Consider the following 19,459-nt stretch of genomic DNA (forward strand, 5'->3'; position numbering starts at 1 on the left):
ACCCTGGCCGGATACAGTTTCGAGAGCCCGCTGGTAGTACAGCAGCGACCACCGACATCGGCGATCGACCGCAACCCGGGCGGGCGCGCACGCGGGGTGCGCGCCGAGAGAGGATCACGTGAGCGACGCGCAGACCGCCAAGGCCAAGCAGGGCACCGGACGCCGCCGGAAGAACCTGAGCGCGAAGCAGCTCGCGATCCTCGACGCGATCCAGCGCTCGGTGTCGAGCCGGGGCTACCCGCCGAGCATGCGCGAGATCGGCGACGCGGTCGGCCTCGCCTCGCTCTCGAGCGTCACGCACCAGCTGAACCAGCTCGAGCTCAGCGGCTACCTCCGCCGCGATCCGAACCGCCCGCGCGCTCTCGAGATCCTCATCGACGTGCCGAGCTCGACCGAGGACGACGGGTCGTTCGAGTCGAGCGTGACGGTCGGCGACGCCGCGATGGTGCCGCTGGTCGGGCGGATCGCCGCCGGAGTCCCCATCACGGCGGACCAGCAGATCGACGAGGTGTTCCCCCTCCCGCGCCAGCTGGTGGGCAAGGGCGAGCTCTTCATGCTCAAGGTCGTGGGCGAGTCGATGATCGACGCCGCGATCTGCGACGGCGACTGGGTCGTCGTGCGGTCGCAGCGCACGGCCGAGAACGGCGAGATCGTCGCGGCGATGCTCGACGGCGAGGCCACGGTGAAGGTCCTGCGCCAGCGAGACGGGCACACCTGGCTGCTCCCCCGCAACTCGAACTTCGAGCCGATCCTCGGCGACGAGGCCGAGGTGCTCGGCAAGATCGTCGCGGTCCTGCGCTCCGTCTGAGCGCCGACGACGAAGGGGGCGGACGGCTGCGCGCCGTCCGCCCCCTTCGTCGTGAGAGCTCTTCTAGACGACAGCCTCCGTCAGCGCGAGGCGCGCCTCGGCCGCCGCCGCGACCAGGGAGCGCAGCGACTCGACCGTCTCGTCGTACCCGCGCGTCTTGAGGCCGCAGTCCGGGTTGATCCAGACCTGCCGCGCGGGGATGGAGCCGAGCGCGGTTCCGACGAGGTCCGAGACCTCCTCGACGCCCGGCACCCGCGGGGAGTGGATGTCGTAGACGCCCGGGCCGATGCCCCGGGCGAAGCCCGAGCGCTCGATGTCGACGACGACCTCCATCCGGGAGCGCGCAGCCTCGATGCTCGTCACATCGGCGTCGAGCCGGTCGATCGCGTCGATGACCACGCCGAACTCGGAGTAGCAGAGGTGCGTGTGGATCTGCGTCGCGGCGCGGGCTCCGGCCGTCGCGAGCCGGAAGGACCCGACGGACCACTCGAGGTAGTCCGGCTGATCCGCCTTCTCGAGCGGCAGGAGCTCGCGGAGGGCGGGCTCGTCGACCTGGACGATGCGGATGCCCGCGGCCTCGAGGTCGGCGATCTCGTCGCGGAGGCTCAGCGCCACCTGCACGGCCGTGTCCGCCAGCGGCTGGTCGTCGCGGACGAAGGACCAGGCCAGGATCGTCACCGGCCCGGTGAGCATGCCCTTGACCGGCCGCTCGGTGAGCGACTGGGTGAAGCTCGACCACTCGACGGTGATCGGCGCGGGCCGCGAGACGTCGCCCCAGAGCAGCGACGGACGCGTGCAGCGGCTCCCGTAGGACTGGACCCAGCCGTTGCGCGTGACGGCGAACCCGTCGAGGTTCTCGGCGAAGTACTGGACCATGTCGTTGCGCTCGGGCTCCCCGTGCACCAGCACGTCGAGGCCGATCTCCTCCTGGAGCGCCACCACCTGCCGTATCTCGTCGCGCATGCGCTCGATGTACTGCTCGTGCGAGAGCTCGCCGCGCGTCAGAGCGGCCCGCGCGGTGCGGATCCCCCGCGTCTGGGGGAAGGAGCCGATCGTCGTGGTGGGGAGCACCGGGAGGCCGAGCGACTGCTCCTGCGCCGCCTCGCGCTCCTCGTAGGGGACTCGGCGGTGATCGTCGACGGTGAGTCGTGCCGCACGCTGCCGCACGGCGCCGTCGCGCACTCCGGGAGCGGAGCGACGGTCCTCGAGCGCGGCGGTGGCCTCGCGCAGCGGCCGCTCGACGGCCGCCGCGCCGGCGAGGAGCCCCTCGGCGAGGACGGCGATCTGCTCGACCTTCTGATCGGCGAACGCGAGCCAGGACGCCAGGCGCGGGTCCAGATCCGGCTCGTCCGTCACGTCGTGCGGGACGTGAAAGAGGGACGTGGAGCTGGACACGGCGAGGCCGCCCGCGAGCGGTCGCAGGCCCTCGGCCGTCTCGAGGGCCGCCGCGAGGTCGCCCCGCCACACGTTGTGCCCGTCGACGACGCCGGCGACCAGCACCGTGCTCTCGAGCCCCGGGGTGGGCGCGGGCGCCGATCCCTTGACGAGATCGACTCCGACGGCCTCCACGGCCGACGCGGCGAGCACCGGCAGGGCGTCGCGGAGATCGCCGTAGGGAGCCGCGACGAACAGCGCCGGACGGTCGACCGCACCGCCGAGCACGCGGTACGCCTCGCGGACGGCATCGAGCACCTCCGTTCGCGGCGCATCGACCGACTCCGAGACCAGCGCGGGCTCGTCGAGCTGCACCCAGTCGGCGCCCGCCGCGCGCAGCCGGGCCAGGAGCTCGACGTAGACCGGGAGGAGATCGGCGAGACGGGAGAGGGGGGAGAACCCCGCCGGGGCCCGGTCCGTCGACTTCGCGAGCAGGAGGTAGGTCACCGGTCCCACGAGCACGGGACGGGTGACGAAGCCGGCGTCCCGAGCCTCCTCCACCTCGCGCACCCGGCGGTCGTCCGACGCCGAGAACGACGTCTCGGGCCCGATCTCCGGCACGAGGTAGTGGTAATTGGAGTCGAACCACTTGGTCATCTCGAGCGGAGCGCGCTCACCGTCGCCGCGGGCCAGCGTGAAGTAGCCGGCGAGGTCCAGCGAGCCGTCGGCAGCGAGATCGGCGAAGCGCTCGGGGATCGCGCCGACGGCGACGGTGGTGTCGAGGACCTGGTCGTAGAAGGAGTGCGCCTCCGGGATCGAGGAGTCGGTGCGTCCGAGTCCCAGAGCGACGAGCCGCTCGCGGGTCGCGGCTCGCAGGCCGGCGGCCTCGCGCTCGAGCTCGTCGGCTGTCGCGGCACCGCTCCAGAAGGCCTCGACGGCTTTCTTGAGCTCGCGCCTGCGGCCGATCCTCGGGTACCCCAGGATCGTGCCGGTCGGGAAGTCGGGTGCGGTCGTCGTCATGATGCTCTCTCCGTGGTGAGGGTCGTGGTCGGGGCGGGAGCAGCCAGGAGGCCGCTCTCGGCGAGGACGGCGAGAACCGCCTCGTGCCGGTTGAAGGCGTACAGGTGGACGGCGGGCGCTCCGGACTCGACCAGCGTGCGGACGAGGCCCGCCGCGTGCTCGACTCCGATCCGCGTGCGCGCCTCGTCGTCGGGCTCGACGTCGAGCGCGATCGCGAGCTCGGCGGGCAGGTCCTCCCCGCTGAGCTCGAGCATCCGGCGGAGGCGGCCGGGGCTGGTCACCGGCATCACGCCCGGGATGATCGGCATGCGCACGCCGGCGGCTCGCGCCCTCTCGACGAAGCGCACGTAGTCGGCGGGATGGAAGAAGAGCTGCGTGATCGCGAACGACGCCCCCGCCGCCTCCTTCGCGAGGAGCGCGTCGATGTCCTGCGACGACGACCGCGAGCGGGGGTGCCCGTTGGGGAACGCCGCGACCGCCACCTGGGCGCGCGGGCGCGACGCCGGATCCACTCGCAGCGCCGTCGATCCTGGAACGGCGACCGCCGCGTAGGGCTCGCGCTCGGCCTGCACACGGTGGATGAGCTGCACCAGCTCCGCGGCACTGCCCAGCTCGCCGAGGAACGGCTCGCCGTCGGCCGTGTCCGCGGGAGGATCGCCGCGCAGCGCGAGGAACCGGGAGACGCCCGCCTCGAGGAACTCGTGCACGAGCCGACCCGCCTCCGCGGCTGTCGACCCCACACAGGTCAGGTGGGCGAGGGCTTCGACGGAGGTGTGCTGCCGGATGTGGCGGAGGAGCTCGAGCGAGGCACGCCGGGACGAGCCGCCCGCGCCGTACGTGACGGAGATGAACGACGGGCCCGCCGCGGCGAGGAGGTCGACCGTGCGCACGAGAGCCGCTGTCGCCGCGTCGGTGCGAGGCGGGTAGACCTCGAAGGAGAAGGGGACCGGAGTCGGACAGTGCGTGTCCGGAGGGGTCTCCGAGCGGGTCGACGGCACAGCGGGCCCTCCGTTCCACAGCGTGTGATCGGTGGGGCGGGTGCCGGGCTCGGCTGTCGCTCCAGGCGCCGGGTGGCGCTCCGGGGTCCACAGTAGGAACGGCTCCGCCGCGCCGTCGAGGCGCGTGACGCGGTGTGACCGGGCGTGACGGAGTGTGTCGCGGGGCGTTGTGCAGAGCGGTCGGACGTGTCCGGAACGACGGAGCGCCCGCGCCCCCCTCCTCGGGGAGCGCGGGCGCTCGGGTGGTGCTGCTAGGCCTCGACGGCCGGCGCCGGAGCGGTGAACTCGGCCAGCGGGCCCGCCAGGTCCTGGTGGACCAGGGCCTGCACGCGGGTGCCGCCGTCCACGTAGGCGGTCGCGAGGATCCTGCCGCTGCGGTGCAGCTGCGAGATCACGTCGCCGCGGTCGTACGGCACGAGCAGATCGAGCTCGACGTTCGGCTCGGGCAGGATCTCGGCGATGCGGGAGCGCAGCTCGTCGATGCCCTCACCCGTCCTCGCCGACACGAAGACCGCGTCCGGAGCGAGGCCGCGGAGGACCAGACGAGCGCCCTCGTCGACCAGGTCGGACTTGTTGAAGGCGATGATCTCGGGGATGCTGCGCGCACCCACCTCGCCGATCACGTCGCGGACGGTCGCGATCTGCCCCGCGGGGTCGGGGTGCGAGGCGTCGACGACGTGGACGATGATGTCGGAGTCGGCGACCTCCTCGAGCGTCGAGCGGAACGCCTCGACCAGCTGGTGGGGCAGCGCCCGCACGAAGCCGACGGTGTCGGCGAACGTGTAGAGGCGGCCGTCGGCCGTCTGAGCCTTCCGGACCGTGGCGTCGAGCGTGGCGAACAGCGAGTTCTCGACGAGGACGCCCGCGTGGGTCATCCGGTTGAGCAGGCTCGACTTGCCGGCGTTGGTGTAGCCGGCGATCGCGACCGACGGGACGGCGTTGCGCTTGCGGTTCGCGCGCTTGGCCTCGCGGGCGGGCTTCATCGCGGTGATCTGCTTGCGCAGTCGCGCCATGCGGGTGTGGATGCGACGCCGGTCGAGCTCGATCTTCGTCTCACCCGGTCCGCGCGAGCCCATGCCGGCACCCGCGCCCACCTGGCCACCGGCCTGGCGGGACATCGACTCGCCCCATCCGCGCAGTCGCGGGAGGAGGTACTCGAGCTGGGCGAGCTCGACCTGCGCCTTGCCCTCCCGGCTCTTGGCGTGCTGGCTGAAGATGTCGAGGATCACCGCGGTGCGGTCGATCACCTTCACCTTCACCACGTCCTCCAGCGCACGGCGCTGGCTCGGGGCGAGCTCGGTGTCGGCCACGACGGTGTCCGCGCCGAGGGCCGCGACGACGCCGGCGAGCTCCTGGGCCTTGCCCTTGCCGAGATACGTGCTCGGGTCGGGGTGCGGACGGCGCTGCAGCAGTCCGTCGAGCACGGTCGCCCCCGCCGTCTCGGCGAGAGCGGCGAGCTCGTGCAGCGAGTTCTCGGCGTCCTCGAGCGAGCCCTGCGAGTACACGCCGATCAGCACCACGTTCTCGAGGCGCAGCTGGCGGTACTCGACCTCCGTGACGTCCTCGAGCTCGGTCGACAGGCCGGCGACGCGGCGCAGGGCCTGCCGGTCCTCGCGGTCGAACTGCTCGCCGTCCGAGTCCTCGCCCCCGTGGCCCGACGTCTGCAGCGCCTGGGCGCCGCCCGAGACGAAGCGCGAGTATCCCGCCGACCGCGACTGCGCGTTCGCCAGGACCCTCGAGACGACGTCCACGGCCTCGGTCGTGCCGGTCTCGTTCAGGTCTTCCGTCATCCGGATAACACTAACTCCTCAGGTCTTGATAGGTTCACTTCTCATGGCCGCCGAGCACTACTTCACGAGTACGCCCGACGGTGACATCCGGCCCCGCAGGATCACGGCCCGTCTGGCGGGCCGCGACCTCGAGCTGACCACCGCCGGAGGCGTGTTCAGCCCCGGCCACGTGGATCTCGGAACCCGCGTCCTGCTGGACGCGGTCCCCGAGCCTCCCGCGAGCGGGGATCTGCTGGACCTCGGCTGCGGCTGGGGCCCGATCGCTCTCTCGCTCGCCCTCGGCGCTCCGGACGCCCGGGTGTGGGCGGTGGACGTCAATCAGCGGGCGCTCGAGCTGGTCCGTCGCAACTGCGAGGAACTCGGCGTCACCAATGTCAACGCCGTCCTGCCGGAGGATGTTCCCGCGGACGTGCGGTTCGACTCGATCTGGTCGAACCCGCCGATCCGCATCGGCAAGGAGGAGCTGCACGCGCTGCTCGAGCGCTGGCTCCCCCGCTTGGCTACCGGAGCCGACGGGTGGCTGGTCGTGCAGAGGAACCTCGGGTCCGACTCGCTGCAGAAGTGGCTCGTCGAGGCCTTCGACGAGCGGCTCGAGGTCGAACGGGTCGGCAGCGCCAAGGGCTTCCGCATCCTGCGGACCACCCGCTCGGCCTGACTCCCGCGTCAGTCGATGCGGATCGTGCCGGTGTAGACGAGATCAGCCGGACCGGACAGGCCCACGTGCTCGCCCTCCTCGGTGGCGAACATCGTGACTCCGAGCGTGCCGCCCGGGACGTCGACGCGCCACGACTGCGGCGCACGGGCTCCCGCCCAGTAGCGCACCGCGAGGGCGGCCGCCGCGGCGCCGGTGCCGCAGCTGAGGGTCTCCCCGCTGCCCCGCTCGTGGACGCGCATCCGGATGCGGCCGATCCCGTCGTGGATCAGCGGCTCCCCCGGCACGACGAACTCGATGTTCGCACCGTCCACGGGCTCCGGCTCGACCTGCGGGATGTAGGTCAGATCGGCGGAGTCGAGCTCCTCGTCGTTGCTGAGGGCGACGACGACGTGCGGGTTGCCGAGATCGATCCCGAGGCCGGGACGGGCGACCTTGAGCTCCTTGGCCCGCACCAGCGGCTCGCCGCCCGCCAGCTCCCAGCGCCCCAGGTCGACCTGGAATCCGGAGCCGCTGCGCGTGAGGTCGCGCACACCGGCGCGGGTGCCGATCGGCAGGGTGTCGCCCGGCTCGAGCTCGGCGAGGCCGCTCGCCAGGAGGAACGCCGCGTAGACACGGACGCCGTTGCCGCACATCTCGGCGATCGACCCGTCGGCGTTGCGGTAGTCCATGAACCACTCGGCCTCCGGCTCCTCCGCGAGCAAGGCCGCACCCTCGGCGATCGCCCTCGAGCGCACGGCGCGGATGATCCCGTCGGCTCCGACGCCGAAGTGCCGGTCGCAGATCATCGCGATCTGCGCGGGAGTGAGGTCCACCTCACCGTCGGGGTCGCTGAAGAGCACGAAGTCGTTCCCGGTGCCCTGGCCCTTGGTGAAGTGCAGCTCGATCGTCATGGCGGACAGCCTAGCGAGGAGCGGAGTCGTCGAGCTGGGCTGCGACCGCGGCCCGTGCCGCCAGATCCGGTGCTCCCGACGGGAGGCGGTGGGCGTCGCGGTAGCGGCGGAACCAGCTGTTCTGCCGCCGGGCGTAGCGGCGGGTGAGCGATTGCGTCGAGGCGATCGCCTCCTCCCGCGAGAGCTCGCCCGCACGCTGCCCGAGCGCCTGGGCGTAGCCGATCGCGCGGCTCGCGGTGACGCCTCGCTCGATCCCGAGGGGCACCAGCCGCTCCACCTCGTCGAGCACGCCGTCGGCCCACATCCGCTCGACCCGCTCGTCAAGCCGGCGCACCAGGACGTCGCGGGGCGCCTCGAGGAACAGCAGCTCCGCCGGCCGCCAGAGGTCAGGCTCGTCGGACATCAGGGCGCTGTTCGGGGTGCCGGTGAGCTCGGTGATCTCGAGGGCGCGGACGATGCGGCGGACGTTGTGCGGGCCGATCCGAGCAGCGACGACCTCGTCCACGGCGCGCAGGCGCTCGAACAGGACGGCCGCGCCCTCGCGCTCCGCCGTCTCCTCGAGCGCTCGGCGCACCTCGGGGTCGGTGCCCGCGAACGAGAACTCGAAGACGACGCTCGAGACGTACAGACCTGAGCCACCGACCAGGATCGGCAGGGCCCCGCGCGCCAGCACTTCGTCGACGACGCGGCGCGCCTCGGACTGGTAGCGCGCGACCGACGCCTCCTCGGTGACGTCGAGGACGTCGAGGAGGTGGTGCGGGATCCCGCGCCGCTCGTCGGGACGGAGCTTCGCCGTCCCGATGTCCATGCCGCGGTAGAGCTGCATGGCGTCGGCGTTGACGATCTCGGCCGACCGGCCGGCCGCGCGCACCCGCTCGGCGAGATCGAGGGCGAGCTCGGACTTGCCCGTGCCCGTGGCCCCGACGACCGCGATCAGCTCGGGTGCTCCCGCCTCAGCGCTCGCCATCGAGAGCGTCGTAGATCGGAGTCGTCAGCGCCGCCGGCCGCGCGCGGAGCGCCGGCAGGCCGAGGGAGACCCGCGGCGCGCCGGTGCCGCCGGTCGACGGCACGCCGCACGACTCCGTCTGCGCGCGGTCCCACGCGTCGCCCGCCCGGGTCCTGCGGATGCGCAGCGGCGCTCCGTCCGGGGAGTCGGCGAGCAGGTAGAACGGAGCGGCACGGGTGACCAGGACCGAGACGACGTCTCCGGGCCGCGGCTGCTCCGAACCGGCGGGCACGTCGAAGTGGACGAGCCGGCTGTCCTCGGCACGACCGCTGAGGCGGTGCGTCTCGGCGTCGCGGCGACCCTCCCCCGTGGCGACCAGCACCTCGACCTCGCGGCCGACGACCGTGCGGTTCTCCTGCTCGCTGATCGCGTCCTGCAGGGCGACGAGGCGCTCGTAGCGCTCCTGCACCACCTGCTTGGGCAGCTGGTCGGGCATCGTCGCCGCAGGGGTCCCGGGCCTGATCGAGTACTGGAAGGTGAACGCCGAGGCGAAGCGCGCCTCCTCGACCACGCGCAGCGTCTCGGCGAAGTCGGCCTCGGTCTCGCCGGGGAACCCGACGATGATGTCGGTGCTGATGGCGGCGTGCGGGATCCGCGCCCGCACCCGGTCGAGGATCCCGAGGAAGCGCTCGGAGCGGTACGAGCGGCGCATCGCCTTGAGCACCCGGTCGGACCCCGACTGCAGGGGCATGTGCAGCTGAGGCATGACGGCCGGAGTCTCGGCCATCGCGTCGATGACGTCGTCGGTGAAGGCCGCGGGGTGGGGGCTCGTGAAGCGGATCCGCTCGAGCCCGTCGATCAGTGCCTGCGGCGCGCAGCAGCTTCGAGAACGCCTGGCGGTCGCCGAACTCGACGCCGTAGGAGTTCACGTTCTGCCCGAGGAGGGTCACCTCGATGGCCCCGTCGTCGACGAGGGCCTGGATCTCGGCAAGGACGTCGCCGGGACGGCGGTCCTTCTCCTTGCCGCGGAGCGAGGGGACGATGCAGAACGTGCAGGTGTTGTTGCAGCCCACCGAGATGGACACCCACCCGCTGTAGGTCGAGTCGCGCTTGGTGGGGAGCGTCGACGGGAAGACGTCGAGCGACTCGAGGATCTCGAGCTGCGCCTCCTCGTTGTGGCGGGCGCGCTCGAGCAGGCTCGGCAGAGCGCCCATGTTGTGGGTGCCGAAGACCACATCGACCCACGGGGCCTTGTCGAGGATGACGTTCTTGTCCTTCTGCGCCAGGCAGCCGCCGACGGCGATCTGCATGCCCTCGTGGCGGCGTTTGACCGAGGCGAGGTGGCCGAGGTTCCCGTAGAGCTTGTTGTCGGCGTTCTCCCGCACGGCGCAGGTGTTGATGACGACGACGTCGGCCTCGGCGCCGTCGGCCGGGACGTACCCCGCCGCCTCGAGCGACCCGCTCAGCCGCTCGGAGTCGTGGACGTTCATCTGGCAGCCGAACGTCCGGACCTCGTAGGTCCTCGGGCGGGCACCGGCAGCGGAGACCGGAGCGGGGATGAGCGTGGTCATGGTCTGGGATTCTACGCGCCGCTCGGATCGCTCTCGGCGCGCCCTCGGGGTGGGAGCACCCCGAGCGGCTCAGCGGAAGCGGACGCTCGAGCCGGGCTTGCGGACGGTCTCGCGCACGACGCGCTGCACGAGGGCGCCGGAGTAGCCGCGGCGCGCCAAAAACCCGGTGAGGCGCCGCTCCGCCACCTCGTCCGACAGGGAGCGCAGGCTCGGCAGGCGCTTGCGCGCGAGCTCGACGGCGGTGCGGTACTCGTCGTCGCCGTCGAGCTCGTCGAGCGCCGCGGCGATGGCATCGGGGTCGAGCTTGCGCCCGCGGAGCTCCTGCATGATCGAGGACCTGCCGAGCTTCTTGCGCTCGCGCAGCTGCGTGACGAGCTGCTCGGCCATCCGGTGGTCGTCGAGGTAGCCGAAGCGGGCGAACCGCTCGAGGATCTCGAGTGCGTCCTTCTCGGCGACGCCCTCGGTGTAGAGGCGCGCCTCGACCTCGGCGACCGACAGGCTCTTGCGCGAGAGGCCACGGACGATGCGGTCGGCGATCTGCTCGGGATCGGGCTCCTCGGGCAGCTCGAACGCCTCGTCGTCCTCGTCGGCGGCCTCCTCAGCAGGAGTGGACTCGGGGAGGGCCGCCTCGGGAGCGGCCGGCGAGCGGCGGGCGACGTGGGCCGACAGCTCGGCGATCCGATCCGTCCGCCCGTCGCCCGCGCCCGTCGGAGCGGAGGCGGACGCCTCCGTCTCCTGCTCGCCGTCCGTGACCCAGGGGAGGAAGGCCACGGGACGACCCTCGGCCCTCTCCCCGTTCGCGTCTCGCACCGGGCTCGAGCGCCCTTGCGGACGGGCTGCTTGGCGACGGGCTGCTTGGTCTCGATCGCGACCGGAGCGGCGTCCTTCACCGCGTTCGGATCGGCGACGACACCCAGCTTGATGAGGATGCGCTTCTCGATCTCTGCCGCGATGTCGGGGTTGTCGATGAGGAACTGGCGCGCCTTCTCCTTGCCCTGTCCGAGCTGGTCGCCGTCGTAGGTGTACCAGGCACCCGACTTGCGGACGATCTCGTGCTCGACACCGAAGTCGATGAGGCTTCCCTCGCGCGAGATGCCGATGCCGTAGAGGATGTCGAACTCCGCCTGCTTGAACGGCGGCGCCATCTTGTTCTTGACGACCTTGACGCGGGTGCGGTTGCCGACCGCGTCGGTACCGTCCTTCAGCGTCTCGATGCGGCGGATGTCGAGGCGGACCGACGCGTAGAACTTGAGCGCCTTGCCGCCGGCGGTGGTCTCGGGGCTGCCGAAGAAGACGCCGATCTTCTCGCGGAGCTGGTTGATGAAGATCATCGTGGTGTTGGTGGTGTTCAGTCCGCCGGTGAGCTTGCGCAGCGCCTGGGACATGAGGCGCGCCTGCAGGCCGACGTGAGAGTCGCCCATCTCGCCCTCGATCTCGGCACGCGGCACGAGTGCGGCGACGGAGTCGATGACGATCAGGTCGATGGACCCCGAGCGGACGAGCATGTCGGCGATCTCGAGGGCCTGCTCTCCGGTGTCGGGCTGGGACACGAGCAGGGAGTCGATGTCGACGCCGAGTTTCTTGGCGTACTCGGGGTCGAGCGCGTGCTCGGCGTCGATGAACGCCGCGATGCCGCCGTTGCGCTGCGCGTTCGCGATGGCGTGCAGCGTCAGCGTCGTCTTACCGGAGGACTCGGGGCCGTAGATCTCGACGATGCGGCCGCGCGGGAGCCCGCCGATGCCGAGCGCGACGTCGAGGGCGATCGAGCCGGTCTGGATCACCTCGACGGGGGCGCGCTCGTCGCTGCCGAGGCGCATGACGGCGCCCTTGCCGAACTGGCGGTCGATCTGCGCGAGTGCGGTCTCGAGGGACTTCTCGCGGTCTGAGGAACTGGGCATGGCCGTCTCGCTCTCGTGTCGGGGTGGTATCGCCTACAGGCTGTCGCGTCGTGCCGGTGATGCCGCCGTGGTGAACACGACGCCGGCCGGCTGCGACAAGGCGGTGAAGCAGGTCCGTTGACTTGTCATCACGGTATGCCGGACCACCGACATCGGCGCCCGGCGCGAGCGCCTCCGTGGACACGGCGGCGTTCCTGCTTCTGTGGAGGAGCCTAGACCCGATCGAACACGACTTCGATCATCGGCACCCGGCGTGTCGAACACGACTTCGGGAGTCAGGGCGAGCGACGGCTCAGCGGCGACGGCTCTTCGGGTCGATCCCGTGCCAGCGGCTCTCGGGCACGTCGCTCGCGCGGCACAGGGCGAGCCAGACCTCCCGGGGCTCCGCACCGTCCCGGAGCGCCCGGTCCGCCGTCCGCCCGTCGAGCTCGGTCAGCACGAGATCGGACACGAGCACGCGGGCGTAGGACGCCCCGAACTCGTCGTCGACCAGCTGTCGGAACTCGCTCAACCTCATGACTCCACGCTAACCGCAGAGGCGGCCGGCCGGGAACGACGAAAGGCGCCCGGGCCGGAGCCGGGGCGCCCTTCGCGTGGAATGGAGGTGGGGGATGAAGCGGGCGGGACCGTCTACCGCGTGACGAGGTCCGCGTCGAATCCGGCGACCATGTCGGCCGGGATGGTGTCGGGAATGGTGTCGATCCCCTCGATCACCGCGAGCCGGTCTCCGACTTCGCGCATGATCACGGAGATGGGGGTGTCGAGCGCATCGGCGACAGAGGCGAGGATCTCCGAGGAGGCCTCCTTCTGACCTCGCTCGACCTCGCTCAGGTAGCCCAGAGCGACACTCGCCTTGCTGGCCACCTGGCGCAGCGTGCGACCTTTCTGCAGGCGGAAGTCCCTGAGGACATCGCCGATCTCCTGACGAACTAGAACCATTGGACCCTCCTTCTCCACGTCAACCGCTTCTTCGTCCACGGTCTCGTCGAGTGATGCCGGAGCATGAATTCGAAGGGGGGTGTGTACGAAGGAACCGGATAGCTGTTCACTACCCGGCTCGTGTGAGTCGACTCTAATACCGGATGACTGGACTTTGCGTGTGAGCGACGTCAGATGTAACCGGGGCGAAACCCAGGGCATTCCACGATTCCGGAGCGATTCCGGAATACTCAGGCGGCCTCGTCCGAGGAGTGCGCGACGGTCTCCTCGGCCAGGCGCAGGGCCGCTTGTACGCTCGCCGCCCGGATCCCCGCACGGTCGCCCTCGAAGCGGTGCTCGCGCACCGTCTCGAGACCTCCGAGCACCACGGCGATGAAGACCGTGCCCACCGCGCGGCCTCCCTGCGGGTCCGGCCCCGCGACTCCGGTGGTCGCGATGCCGACCGTGCGGGCGCCGACGGCTCCGAGCCGCTCGGCCGCTCCCCGGGCCATCTGCAGCGCGACCTCGGGGTGCACCGGGCCCTCCGCCTCCAGGAGCGCCCCGTCGACGCCGAGCAGCCGGTGCTTGAGGTCGGTCGCGTAGCTCACCACGGCTCCGCGGTGCACCACCGAGGCGCCGGGCACCTCCACGATCGCGGAGCTCAGTGCTCCGCCGGTGAGCGACTCCGCCACGGCGAGTCCGAGTCCGCGGGCCTCCAGCGCGCGGACGAGCGCCTCGGCGATCACGCCCGGCGTGCCGCTCGACTCTGGCGGGCGGCGTCGGCGAGGTAGTCGACGCCCGTCGCGACGGTGAGGACGACGGCGACGGTCATGGTCGCGCCGTTCAGCCAGTGCACCCACTCGCCGAGCACGTTCCAGAACGGCAGCAGCGCGAGCGAGAGGGCCACGGACTGCGCGATCGTCTTCAGCTTGCCCCCGCGCGAGGCGGGGATCACGCGATCGGACAGCACGGCCATCCGGAACACGGTGATGCCGATCTCGCGCACGAGGACGAGGATCGTCACCCACCACGGCAGCTCGAGGAGGATCGAGAGCCCGATGAGGGCGGCGCCGGTCAGCACCTTGTCGGCGATGGGGTCGAGCAGCTTGCCGAGATCGGTGACCAGGCCGCGGCTGCGGGCGATGTGCCCGTCGATGCCGTCGGTCGCGATGGCGACGATGAAGAGCAGCGCGGCCGCGATCCGGAGGCCGCCGTCGTCTCCCCCGTCGGCGAGCAGCATCCAGAAGAACACCGGCGCGAGCAGGATCCGCACCACGGTGATCGCGTTCGGCAGGTTCCAGTTGCTCACCGGCGAGGCCTGGTCGTGAGTGGGAGTGCTCATCGTGCTCCTGCGTTCGTCGTGGTCGTCCGGTGCGCCGCGCGGATCATCGCTCAGTCGCGTCCCGTGAGGTGCCAGGCGTCGTCGTCCGAGCTCTCGTCGTGGTCGTGGTAGTCGACGGCAGTGGGACCGGTCGGCTCGGCCAGCGGGTCGTCGTAGGGGTCCGGAGCGACCGCGGAGGGTGCGACGGGAGCCTCGCCCGGCTCCTCTCCGCGCATGCGGGCCAGAACCCCGGGCAGCTGCTCGGCGGTCACCAGGACGTCGCGGGCCTTGGACCCCTCGGAGGGCCCGACGACCTCGCGCGACTCGAGGAGGTCCATCAACCGCCCCGCCTTCGCGAACCCGACACGGAGCTTGCGCTGGAGCATGGACGTCGAGCCGAACTGCGTGCTGACCACGAGCTCGGCCGCGGCGACGAGCAGCTCGAGGTCGTCCCCGATGTCGGAGTCGACCTCCTTGCGCTGCGCCTGGACGGTGATGTCCTGGCGATACTCGGGCTGCGCCTGCCGGGTGACGTGCTCGACGACCTTCGCGATCTCGTCCTCGCGGACCCACGCGCCCTGCACGCGCATCGGCTTGTTCGTGCCCATCGGCAGGAAGAGTCCGTCGCCCTGGCCGATCAGCTTGTCGGCGCCCGGCTGGTCGAGGATCACCCGGGAGTCGGTGACGCTCGTGACCGCGAACGCGAGACGGCTCGGCACGTTGGCCTTGATCAGGCCGGTGACGACGTCGACGCTCGGGCGCTGGGTCGCGAGCACCAGGTGGATGCCGGAGGCGCGCGCGAGCTGGGTGATGCGGACGATCGAGTCCTCGACGTCGCGCGGGGCGACCATCATCAGGTCGGCCAGCTCGTCGACGACCACCAGCAGGTAGGGGTACGGCTTCAGCACGCGGTTGCTGCCCGGCGGCAGGACGATCTCGCCGCCGCGGACAGCGGCGTTGAAGTCGTCGATGTGGCGGTAGCCGAACGACGCGAGGTCGTCGTACCGCATGTCCATCTCCTTCACGACCCACTGCAGCGCTTCGGCCGCCTTCTTGGGGTTCGTGATGATGGGCGTGATGAGGTGCGGCACGCCTCCGTAGATCGTCAGCTCGACGCGCTTGGGGTCGATGAGGACCATGCGGACGTCCTGCGGCCGCGCGCGCATGAGCAGGCTCGTGATCATGGAGTTCACGAAGCTGGACTTGCCGGAGCCGGTGGAGCCGGCGACCAGGAGGTGCGGCATCTTGGCGAGGTTCGCCACGACGTAGCCGCCCTCGACGTCCTTGCCGACCCCGATGGTCATCGGATGGGTCGACGTCGTGGAGGCCGAGGAGCGCAGGACGTCGCCCAGCGACACGATCTCGCGGTCGGTGTTCGGGATCTCGACGCCGATGGCGCTCTTGCCGGGGATCGGCGAGAGGATCCGGACCTCGTTGCTGGCGACGGCGTAGGAGAGGTTCTTGCTCAGCGCGGTGACGCGCTCGACCTTCACGCCAGGACCGAGCTCGATCTCGTAGCGCGTGACAGTGGGCCCCCGGGAGAAGCCGGTGACCGTGGCGTCGACGTTGAACTGCTGCAGCACCTCGGTGATCGCGCGGACCATCTCGTCGTTCGCCGCGGAGCGCGCCTTGGACGGCGTGCCGGTGGACAGCGCGGCGGCCGACGGGAGCCGGTAGGGGGTGTCGTCCTCGAACGAGGAGTCGAAGCCGGCGGTCGGGTCCTCGGCGGGCACGGGGGCGATGGGGCCGGTCTCGATGACCGGCGGCACCGGGACGGCGGGCGCGACGTCGAGGTCGTCCAGTCGGATGACTCCGGTCGCGTCGTCGTCGACGACCCCGACGGGAGTGGTGGCGGCACCGGAGCGCTCGAAGCGCGCGAGGGCCGCCTCGGCGTCCTCGACGTCGGAGAGCACCTGGGTCTCGTAGGAGCGCGTCGGCGGGTCGGAGGGCTCGTCGTGCTCCTCGAGCGCGGTGTCAAAGCCCTTCGTGCGGGAGCGGCCGCGGCGGCCCTTCGGCTCGTCGTCGACCTCGGCGAGGGAGTCGATCGGGAGCTCGGCCTGCACCATCGGCTCGTCCTCGCGGCCGGACTCGGTCCGGCGCCACCAGGGCAGCTCACCGCCGTCCTCCTGGTCGTCGGACGACTCGGCCTCGGCCTTGGCGGCCGCCTTGGCGGCGGCCTTCTCGGCCTTCAGACGGGCCCGCTCCTCGTCGTCGACGACCGGAGCGCCGAACAGGTAGGAGTAGAGGTCGCGGAACCGCGAGCCGAGCCTGTTCGGCGGCGTCTTGGTGATGATGAAGAGCGAGAGCAGGATGACGGCGGAGAGCACCACCGTCGCGCCGGGCACGGTCGCGATCGCGACCAGCGGGGCGCCGACCAGCCAGCCGAGCACGCCGCCGGCGGCGGCCATGCGGAGGATGCCGTCGCCCGGGTAGGGCGTGCCGAGGTGGGCGTGGCAGATGCCGGCGGAGGCGATCAGCAGGAACGACAGGCCCACGCCGATCCGGCCGTTGTCGTCGACGGAGCTCGGGTGCCGGAAGAGCCACAGCGCGAAGAGCACGAGGACCACCGGGAGGACGTAGGCCACCCGTCCGAAGAGGGCGCCGAAGCTCCACGCGTCGAGCACCTGGGCGACGGGATCGCCCGCGAGGAACCACTCGACCACCGCTCCGACGACGCCCAGCAGGACCAGGAGGAACGGCACGCCGTCGCGGCGCTCCTCCTTCGCGAGGCGCTCGGGGCCGAGAGCGCGCGCGGCGCCGCCCACGACGTGCGCGAGCGTCATCCACAGGCGGACGAGGACGTTGGTGCGCGGACCGGAGTCGAAGGCGACGGTGGCCTTCGTCTCGGCCGCTCCCCGCCCCGAGCCCCGGCCGGAACGCGGCGCGCCGGAGCGCGCGGGCGAGCTCCCGCCCGCGGGAGGTCGTCTTGGTACTCGTGGCCATGCTGCCACCGTACCTGCAGCCCCCCGTCATCGCCGGGGACCCGCGCCGAGGCGGGCGCTCAGCGCAGGGTGGCGACCATGGTCTCGGCGTCGCCCCGGTCGGCGACGGCCGTGAAGCCTTCGCTGCGGTACAGGCGGCGGGCGAAGTTGTCGGTCGCGACGCTCAGCGACACCCGGGCGTAGCCGGCCGACCGCGCCTGCTCGAGCGCCGCCTTGAGCAGCGCGCGCCCCACTCCCTGCGCCCGCCAGACCGGCCGGACTCCGAGCGTGAGCTCGGGGACGCCCGGCGCGACGAAGCCGCGTCCCGGCACGGCGGTCGTGAACAGGCGCGACCAGCACGCGCCGATCCGCTCTCCCTCACCTGTCTCGGCGATCGAGCCCAGGTCTCCCGGGCGGGGCCAGCCCGCGACGTACCGGCGGGTGGACTCCTCCTCGAGGACGTCGATCCGGGTCCTGGCGGTCGTCCAGTTCCAGTTGGCGGCCTCGACCAGCATGTCGGCGAGGAACGGCGCGTCCTCGCTCCGGGCGGTGCGGATCCTGTACTCCACGTGCGGCCTCCTGGCTGCTCGGTCGGTGGTTCCCCCGGCGGGCGGTGCGCCCTCTCGTCGGATGCGGCGGACTCGGGAGCAGCGCTCCCCCGCCCGCCGGGTCAGGCCTCGATGACGAGCGGCACGATCATCGGCCGGCGGCGGTAGCTGGAGTTCACCCAGCGGCCGACGACGCGGCGGATGGTCTGGGACAGGGCGTGCTGATCGCTGACTCCGCTCTGCACCGCCTCCTCCAGCGCCTTCGCGATGCGCGGCTTCACCTCGTCGAAGACGCGGTCGTCCTCGGCGAAGCCCTTGGCGTGGATCTCGGGGCCGACGACGATGCGGCCCGTCCCCGCCTCCACGACGACGATGATCGAGATGAAGCCCTCCTCGCTGAGGATGCGGCGGTCCTTGAGATCGGCGTCCGTGATCTCGCCGACCGTCGAGCCGTCGACGTAGACGAAGCCGAGATCGAGCTGCCCGACCCGGGTGACCGTGCCGTCGAGGAGGTCGAGGACCGTGCCGTCCTCGGCGATGATCGTGTTCTCCTCCGCGATGCCCGTGTCGCGCGCGAGCTTCGCGTTCGCGACGAGGTGGCGGTACTCGCCGTGCACCGGCATGACGTTGAGCGGCTTGAGGATGTTGTAGCAGTAGATCAGCTCGCCGGCCGCCGCGTGACCCGAGACGTGCACCTTGGCGTTGCCCTTGTGCACCACGGTCGCGCCGAGCCTGGTCAGGCCGTTGATCACGCGGTAGACGGCGTTCTCGTTGCCGGGGATGAGGCTCGACGCGAGGATGACGGTGTCGCCCTCCCCCGGCTCGATCTGGTGGTCGAGGTTCGCCATGCGGCTGAGGACCGCCATCGGCTCGCCCTGGGAGCCGGTCGACATGTAGACGATCCGGTCCTCGGGGATGTCCCCCGCCTTCTTGAAGTCGATCAGCACGCCCTGCGGCACCCTGAGGTAGCCGAGGTCGGCGGCGATGCCCATGTTGCGGACCATCGAGCGGCCCAGCAGCGCGACGCGTCGCCCGTTCGCGTGCGCGGCGTCGAGGACCTGCTGCACGCGGTGGACGTGGCTCGAGAAGCTCGCGACGATGACGCGGCGCGACGCCTTCGCCATCACGCTCTCGATGACCGGGCCGATGTCGCGCTCGTTCGGCGTGAATCCGGGGACGTCGGCGTTCGTCGAATCGACCATGAAGAGGTCGATGCCCTCCTCGCCCAGTCGGGCGAAGGCGCGGAGGTCCGTGATCCGGCCGTCCAGGGGCAGCTGGTCCATCTTGAAGTCGCCGGTGTGCAGGACTGAGCCCGCGTCCGTGATGATCGCGACGGCGAGCGCATCCGGGATGGAGTGGTTCACGGCGACGAACTCGAGCTCGAAGGGCCCGAGGTTCTCGATGTCGCCCTCCTTCACCGCCAGCGTGTACGGCTTGATCCGGTGCTCCTTGAGCTTCGCCTCGACCAGCGCGAGGGTGAGCGTCGAGCCGATGAGCGGGATGTCGCGCTTGAGCTTCAGGAGGTACGGGACGGCGCCGATGTGGTCCTCGTGGCCGTGGGTCAGGACGACGCCCACGATGTCGTCGAGGCGGTCCTTGATCGGGGAGAAGTCGGGGAGGATCAGATCGACGCCCGGCTGGTTCTCCTCGGGGAAGAGCACGCCGCAGTCCACGACCAGGATCTTCCCGTCGATCTCGAAGATCGTCATGTTGCGGCCGATCTCGCCGAGACCGCCCAGCGGGATGATGCGCAGCGTGCCGGCCGCGAGCTCCGGCGGGGTGATCACGGGACTGGGCATGC

At 71.4% G+C, this 19,459-nt stretch carries 16 protein-coding genes and 2 pseudogenes; 3 read left to right on the forward strand and 15 right to left on the reverse strand.

Features of this window, described 5'->3' with window-relative positions; translation table 11 throughout:
* The first annotated feature begins 118 nt into the window (after positions 1 to 118).
* Positions 119 to 808, forward strand: a complete 690-nt coding sequence (gene lexA / locus AC0CID_RS05775) for a transcriptional repressor LexA (protein WP_207405835.1) — start codon at positions 119 to 121, stop codon at positions 806 to 808.
* 63 nt (positions 809 to 871) lie between these two features.
* Here the strand turns inward: lexA and metE are convergent, their stop codons facing one another.
* From metE to hflX, 3 genes are all read right to left on the reverse strand, one after another.
* Positions 872 to 3,202 (reverse strand): 5-methyltetrahydropteroyltriglutamate--homocysteine S-methyltransferase, encoded by a 2,331-nt coding sequence (gene metE, locus AC0CID_RS05780; protein WP_465226068.1) that lies wholly within the window; start codon positions 3,200 to 3,202, stop codon positions 872 to 874.
* Positions 3,199 to 4,092, reverse strand: coding sequence for a methylenetetrahydrofolate reductase (locus tag AC0CID_RS05785; RefSeq protein WP_465226069.1), 894 nt, complete (start codon positions 4,090 to 4,092; stop codon positions 3,199 to 3,201). The genes metE and AC0CID_RS05785 overlap by 4 nt, the downstream gene beginning before the upstream one ends.
* A 359-nt stretch (positions 4,093 to 4,451) precedes the next feature.
* On the reverse strand, positions 4,452 to 5,990 hold the full coding sequence (gene hflX, locus AC0CID_RS05790) for a GTPase HflX (RefSeq protein WP_207405829.1): 1,539 nt from the start codon (positions 5,988 to 5,990) through the stop codon (positions 4,452 to 4,454).
* A 43-nt stretch (positions 5,991 to 6,033) separates the two neighbouring features.
* On the opposite strand from hflX, the gene AC0CID_RS05795 reads away from it, so the two are divergent.
* The gene (locus AC0CID_RS05795; RefSeq protein WP_465226070.1) at positions 6,034 to 6,645 is read left to right on the forward strand and encodes a class I SAM-dependent methyltransferase; all 612 of its coding nucleotides are present in this window, start codon (positions 6,034 to 6,036) and stop codon (positions 6,643 to 6,645) included.
* An 8-nt stretch (positions 6,646 to 6,653) separates the two neighbouring features.
* Here the strand turns inward: AC0CID_RS05795 and dapF are convergent, their stop codons facing one another.
* From dapF to recA, 5 genes and pseudogenes are all read right to left on the reverse strand, one after another.
* Positions 6,654 to 7,535 (reverse strand): diaminopimelate epimerase, encoded by an 882-nt coding sequence (gene dapF / locus AC0CID_RS05800; protein WP_465226071.1) that lies wholly within the window; start codon positions 7,533 to 7,535, stop codon positions 6,654 to 6,656.
* 10 nt (positions 7,536 to 7,545) lie between these two features.
* Positions 7,546 to 8,502 (reverse strand): tRNA (adenosine(37)-N6)-dimethylallyltransferase MiaA, encoded by a 957-nt coding sequence (miaA, locus tag AC0CID_RS05805; protein ID WP_465226072.1) that lies wholly within the window; start codon positions 8,500 to 8,502, stop codon positions 7,546 to 7,548.
* Positions 8,489 to 10,052: pseudogene (miaB, locus tag AC0CID_RS05810) on the reverse strand (tRNA (N6-isopentenyl adenosine(37)-C2)-methylthiotransferase MiaB). Before miaB ends, miaA begins: the two are co-directional and overlap by 14 nt.
* Before the next feature lie 69 nt (positions 10,053 to 10,121).
* Positions 10,122 to 10,823: a regulatory protein RecX gene (locus AC0CID_RS05815; RefSeq protein WP_465226073.1), complete on the reverse strand. Its 702-nt coding sequence runs from the start codon at positions 10,821 to 10,823 to the stop codon at positions 10,122 to 10,124.
* 47 nt (positions 10,824 to 10,870) lie between these two features.
* Positions 10,871 to 11,950 (reverse strand): annotated as a pseudogene (gene recA, locus AC0CID_RS05820) (recombinase RecA); the annotation flags it as partial.
* Between recA and AC0CID_RS05825 the strand changes: the two are divergent.
* Positions 11,949 to 12,071 carry a hypothetical protein gene (locus tag AC0CID_RS05825; protein ID WP_278250064.1) on the forward strand — a complete coding sequence of 41 codons (123 nt, stop codon included), beginning with the start codon at positions 11,949 to 11,951 and terminating at the stop codon, positions 12,069 to 12,071. The pseudogene recA and the gene AC0CID_RS05825 sit on opposite strands and share 2 nt — an antisense overlap.
* A 171-nt stretch (positions 12,072 to 12,242) precedes the next feature.
* Here AC0CID_RS05825 and AC0CID_RS05830 read toward each other — a convergent pair whose 3' ends face one another.
* The 7 genes from AC0CID_RS05830 to AC0CID_RS05860 all read right to left on the reverse strand — a co-directional run bounded on the left by AC0CID_RS05830 (position 12,243) and on the right by AC0CID_RS05860 (position 19,457).
* On the reverse strand, positions 12,243 to 12,467 hold the full coding sequence (locus tag AC0CID_RS05830) for a DUF3046 domain-containing protein (protein ID WP_207405818.1): 225 nt from the start codon (positions 12,465 to 12,467) through the stop codon (positions 12,243 to 12,245).
* Positions 12,468 to 12,580: 113 nt separating this feature from the next.
* Positions 12,581 to 12,889: a helix-turn-helix domain-containing protein gene (locus AC0CID_RS05835; RefSeq protein WP_055793878.1), complete on the reverse strand. Its 309-nt coding sequence runs from the start codon at positions 12,887 to 12,889 to the stop codon at positions 12,581 to 12,583.
* A gap of 230 nt (positions 12,890 to 13,119) precedes the next feature.
* Positions 13,120 to 13,614: a CinA family protein gene (locus AC0CID_RS05840; protein WP_465226074.1), complete on the reverse strand. Its 495-nt coding sequence runs from the start codon at positions 13,612 to 13,614 to the stop codon at positions 13,120 to 13,122.
* Complete coding sequence (pgsA, locus tag AC0CID_RS05845) at positions 13,611 to 14,210, reverse strand: CDP-diacylglycerol--glycerol-3-phosphate 3-phosphatidyltransferase (protein ID WP_465226075.1); 600 nt, start codon at positions 14,208 to 14,210, stop codon at positions 13,611 to 13,613. The genes AC0CID_RS05840 and pgsA overlap by 4 nt, the downstream gene beginning before the upstream one ends.
* Positions 14,211 to 14,260: 50 nt before the next feature.
* Entirely contained in the window at positions 14,261 to 16,972 is a 2,712-nt protein-coding gene (locus AC0CID_RS05850) for an FtsK/SpoIIIE family DNA translocase (protein WP_465228057.1), read from the reverse strand.
* Positions 16,973 to 17,190: 218 nt separating this feature from the next.
* A complete protein-coding gene (locus AC0CID_RS05855) occupies positions 17,191 to 17,679 on the reverse strand; it encodes an N-acetyltransferase family protein (RefSeq protein WP_465226076.1) in 489 nt (162 codons plus the stop codon).
* 101 nt (positions 17,680 to 17,780) lie between these two features.
* The gene (locus AC0CID_RS05860; protein WP_465226077.1) at positions 17,781 to 19,457 is read right to left on the reverse strand and encodes a ribonuclease J; all 1,677 of its coding nucleotides are present in this window, start codon (positions 19,455 to 19,457) and stop codon (positions 17,781 to 17,783) included.
* Positions 19,458 to 19,459: the final 2 nt, after the last annotated feature.

Source organism: Rathayibacter sp. AC451, assembly GCF_979253095.1.

What these genes read in the sequence shown, in the direction of transcription:
- metE (WP_465226068.1), bottom strand. Translation starts at nt 3,202, where the DNA reads ATGACGACGACCGCACCCGACTTCCCGACCGGCACGATCCTGGGGTAC.
- hflX (WP_207405829.1), bottom strand. Translation starts at nt 5,990, where the DNA reads ATGACGGAAGACCTGAACGAGACCGGCACGACCGAGGCCGTGGACGTC.
- AC0CID_RS05795 (WP_465226070.1), top strand. Translation starts at nt 6,034, where the DNA reads ATGGCCGCCGAGCACTACTTCACGAGTACGCCCGACGGTGACATCCGG.
- dapF (WP_465226071.1), bottom strand. Translation starts at nt 7,535, where the DNA reads ATGACGATCGAGCTGCACTTCACCAAGGGCCAGGGCACCGGGAACGAC.
- miaA (WP_465226072.1), bottom strand. Translation starts at nt 8,502, where the DNA reads ATGGCGAGCGCTGAGGCGGGAGCACCCGAGCTGATCGCGGTCGTCGGG.
- AC0CID_RS05825 (WP_278250064.1), top strand. Translation starts at nt 11,949, where the DNA reads ATGGCCGTCTCGCTCTCGTGTCGGGGTGGTATCGCCTACAGGCTGTCG.
- AC0CID_RS05830 (WP_207405818.1), bottom strand. Translation starts at nt 12,467, where the DNA reads ATGAGGTTGAGCGAGTTCCGACAGCTGGTCGACGACGAGTTCGGGGCG.
- AC0CID_RS05835 (WP_055793878.1), bottom strand. Translation starts at nt 12,889, where the DNA reads ATGGTTCTAGTTCGTCAGGAGATCGGCGATGTCCTCAGGGACTTCCGC.
- pgsA (WP_465226075.1), bottom strand. Translation starts at nt 14,210, where the DNA reads ATGAGCACTCCCACTCACGACCAGGCCTCGCCGGTGAGCAACTGGAAC.
- AC0CID_RS05850 (WP_465228057.1), bottom strand. Translation starts at nt 16,972, where the DNA reads ATGACGCTCGCGCACGTCGTGGGCGGCGCCGCGCGCGCTCTCGGCCCC.
- AC0CID_RS05860 (WP_465226077.1), bottom strand. Translation starts at nt 19,457, where the DNA reads ATGCCCAGTCCCGTGATCACCCCGCCGGAGCTCGCGGCCGGCACGCTG.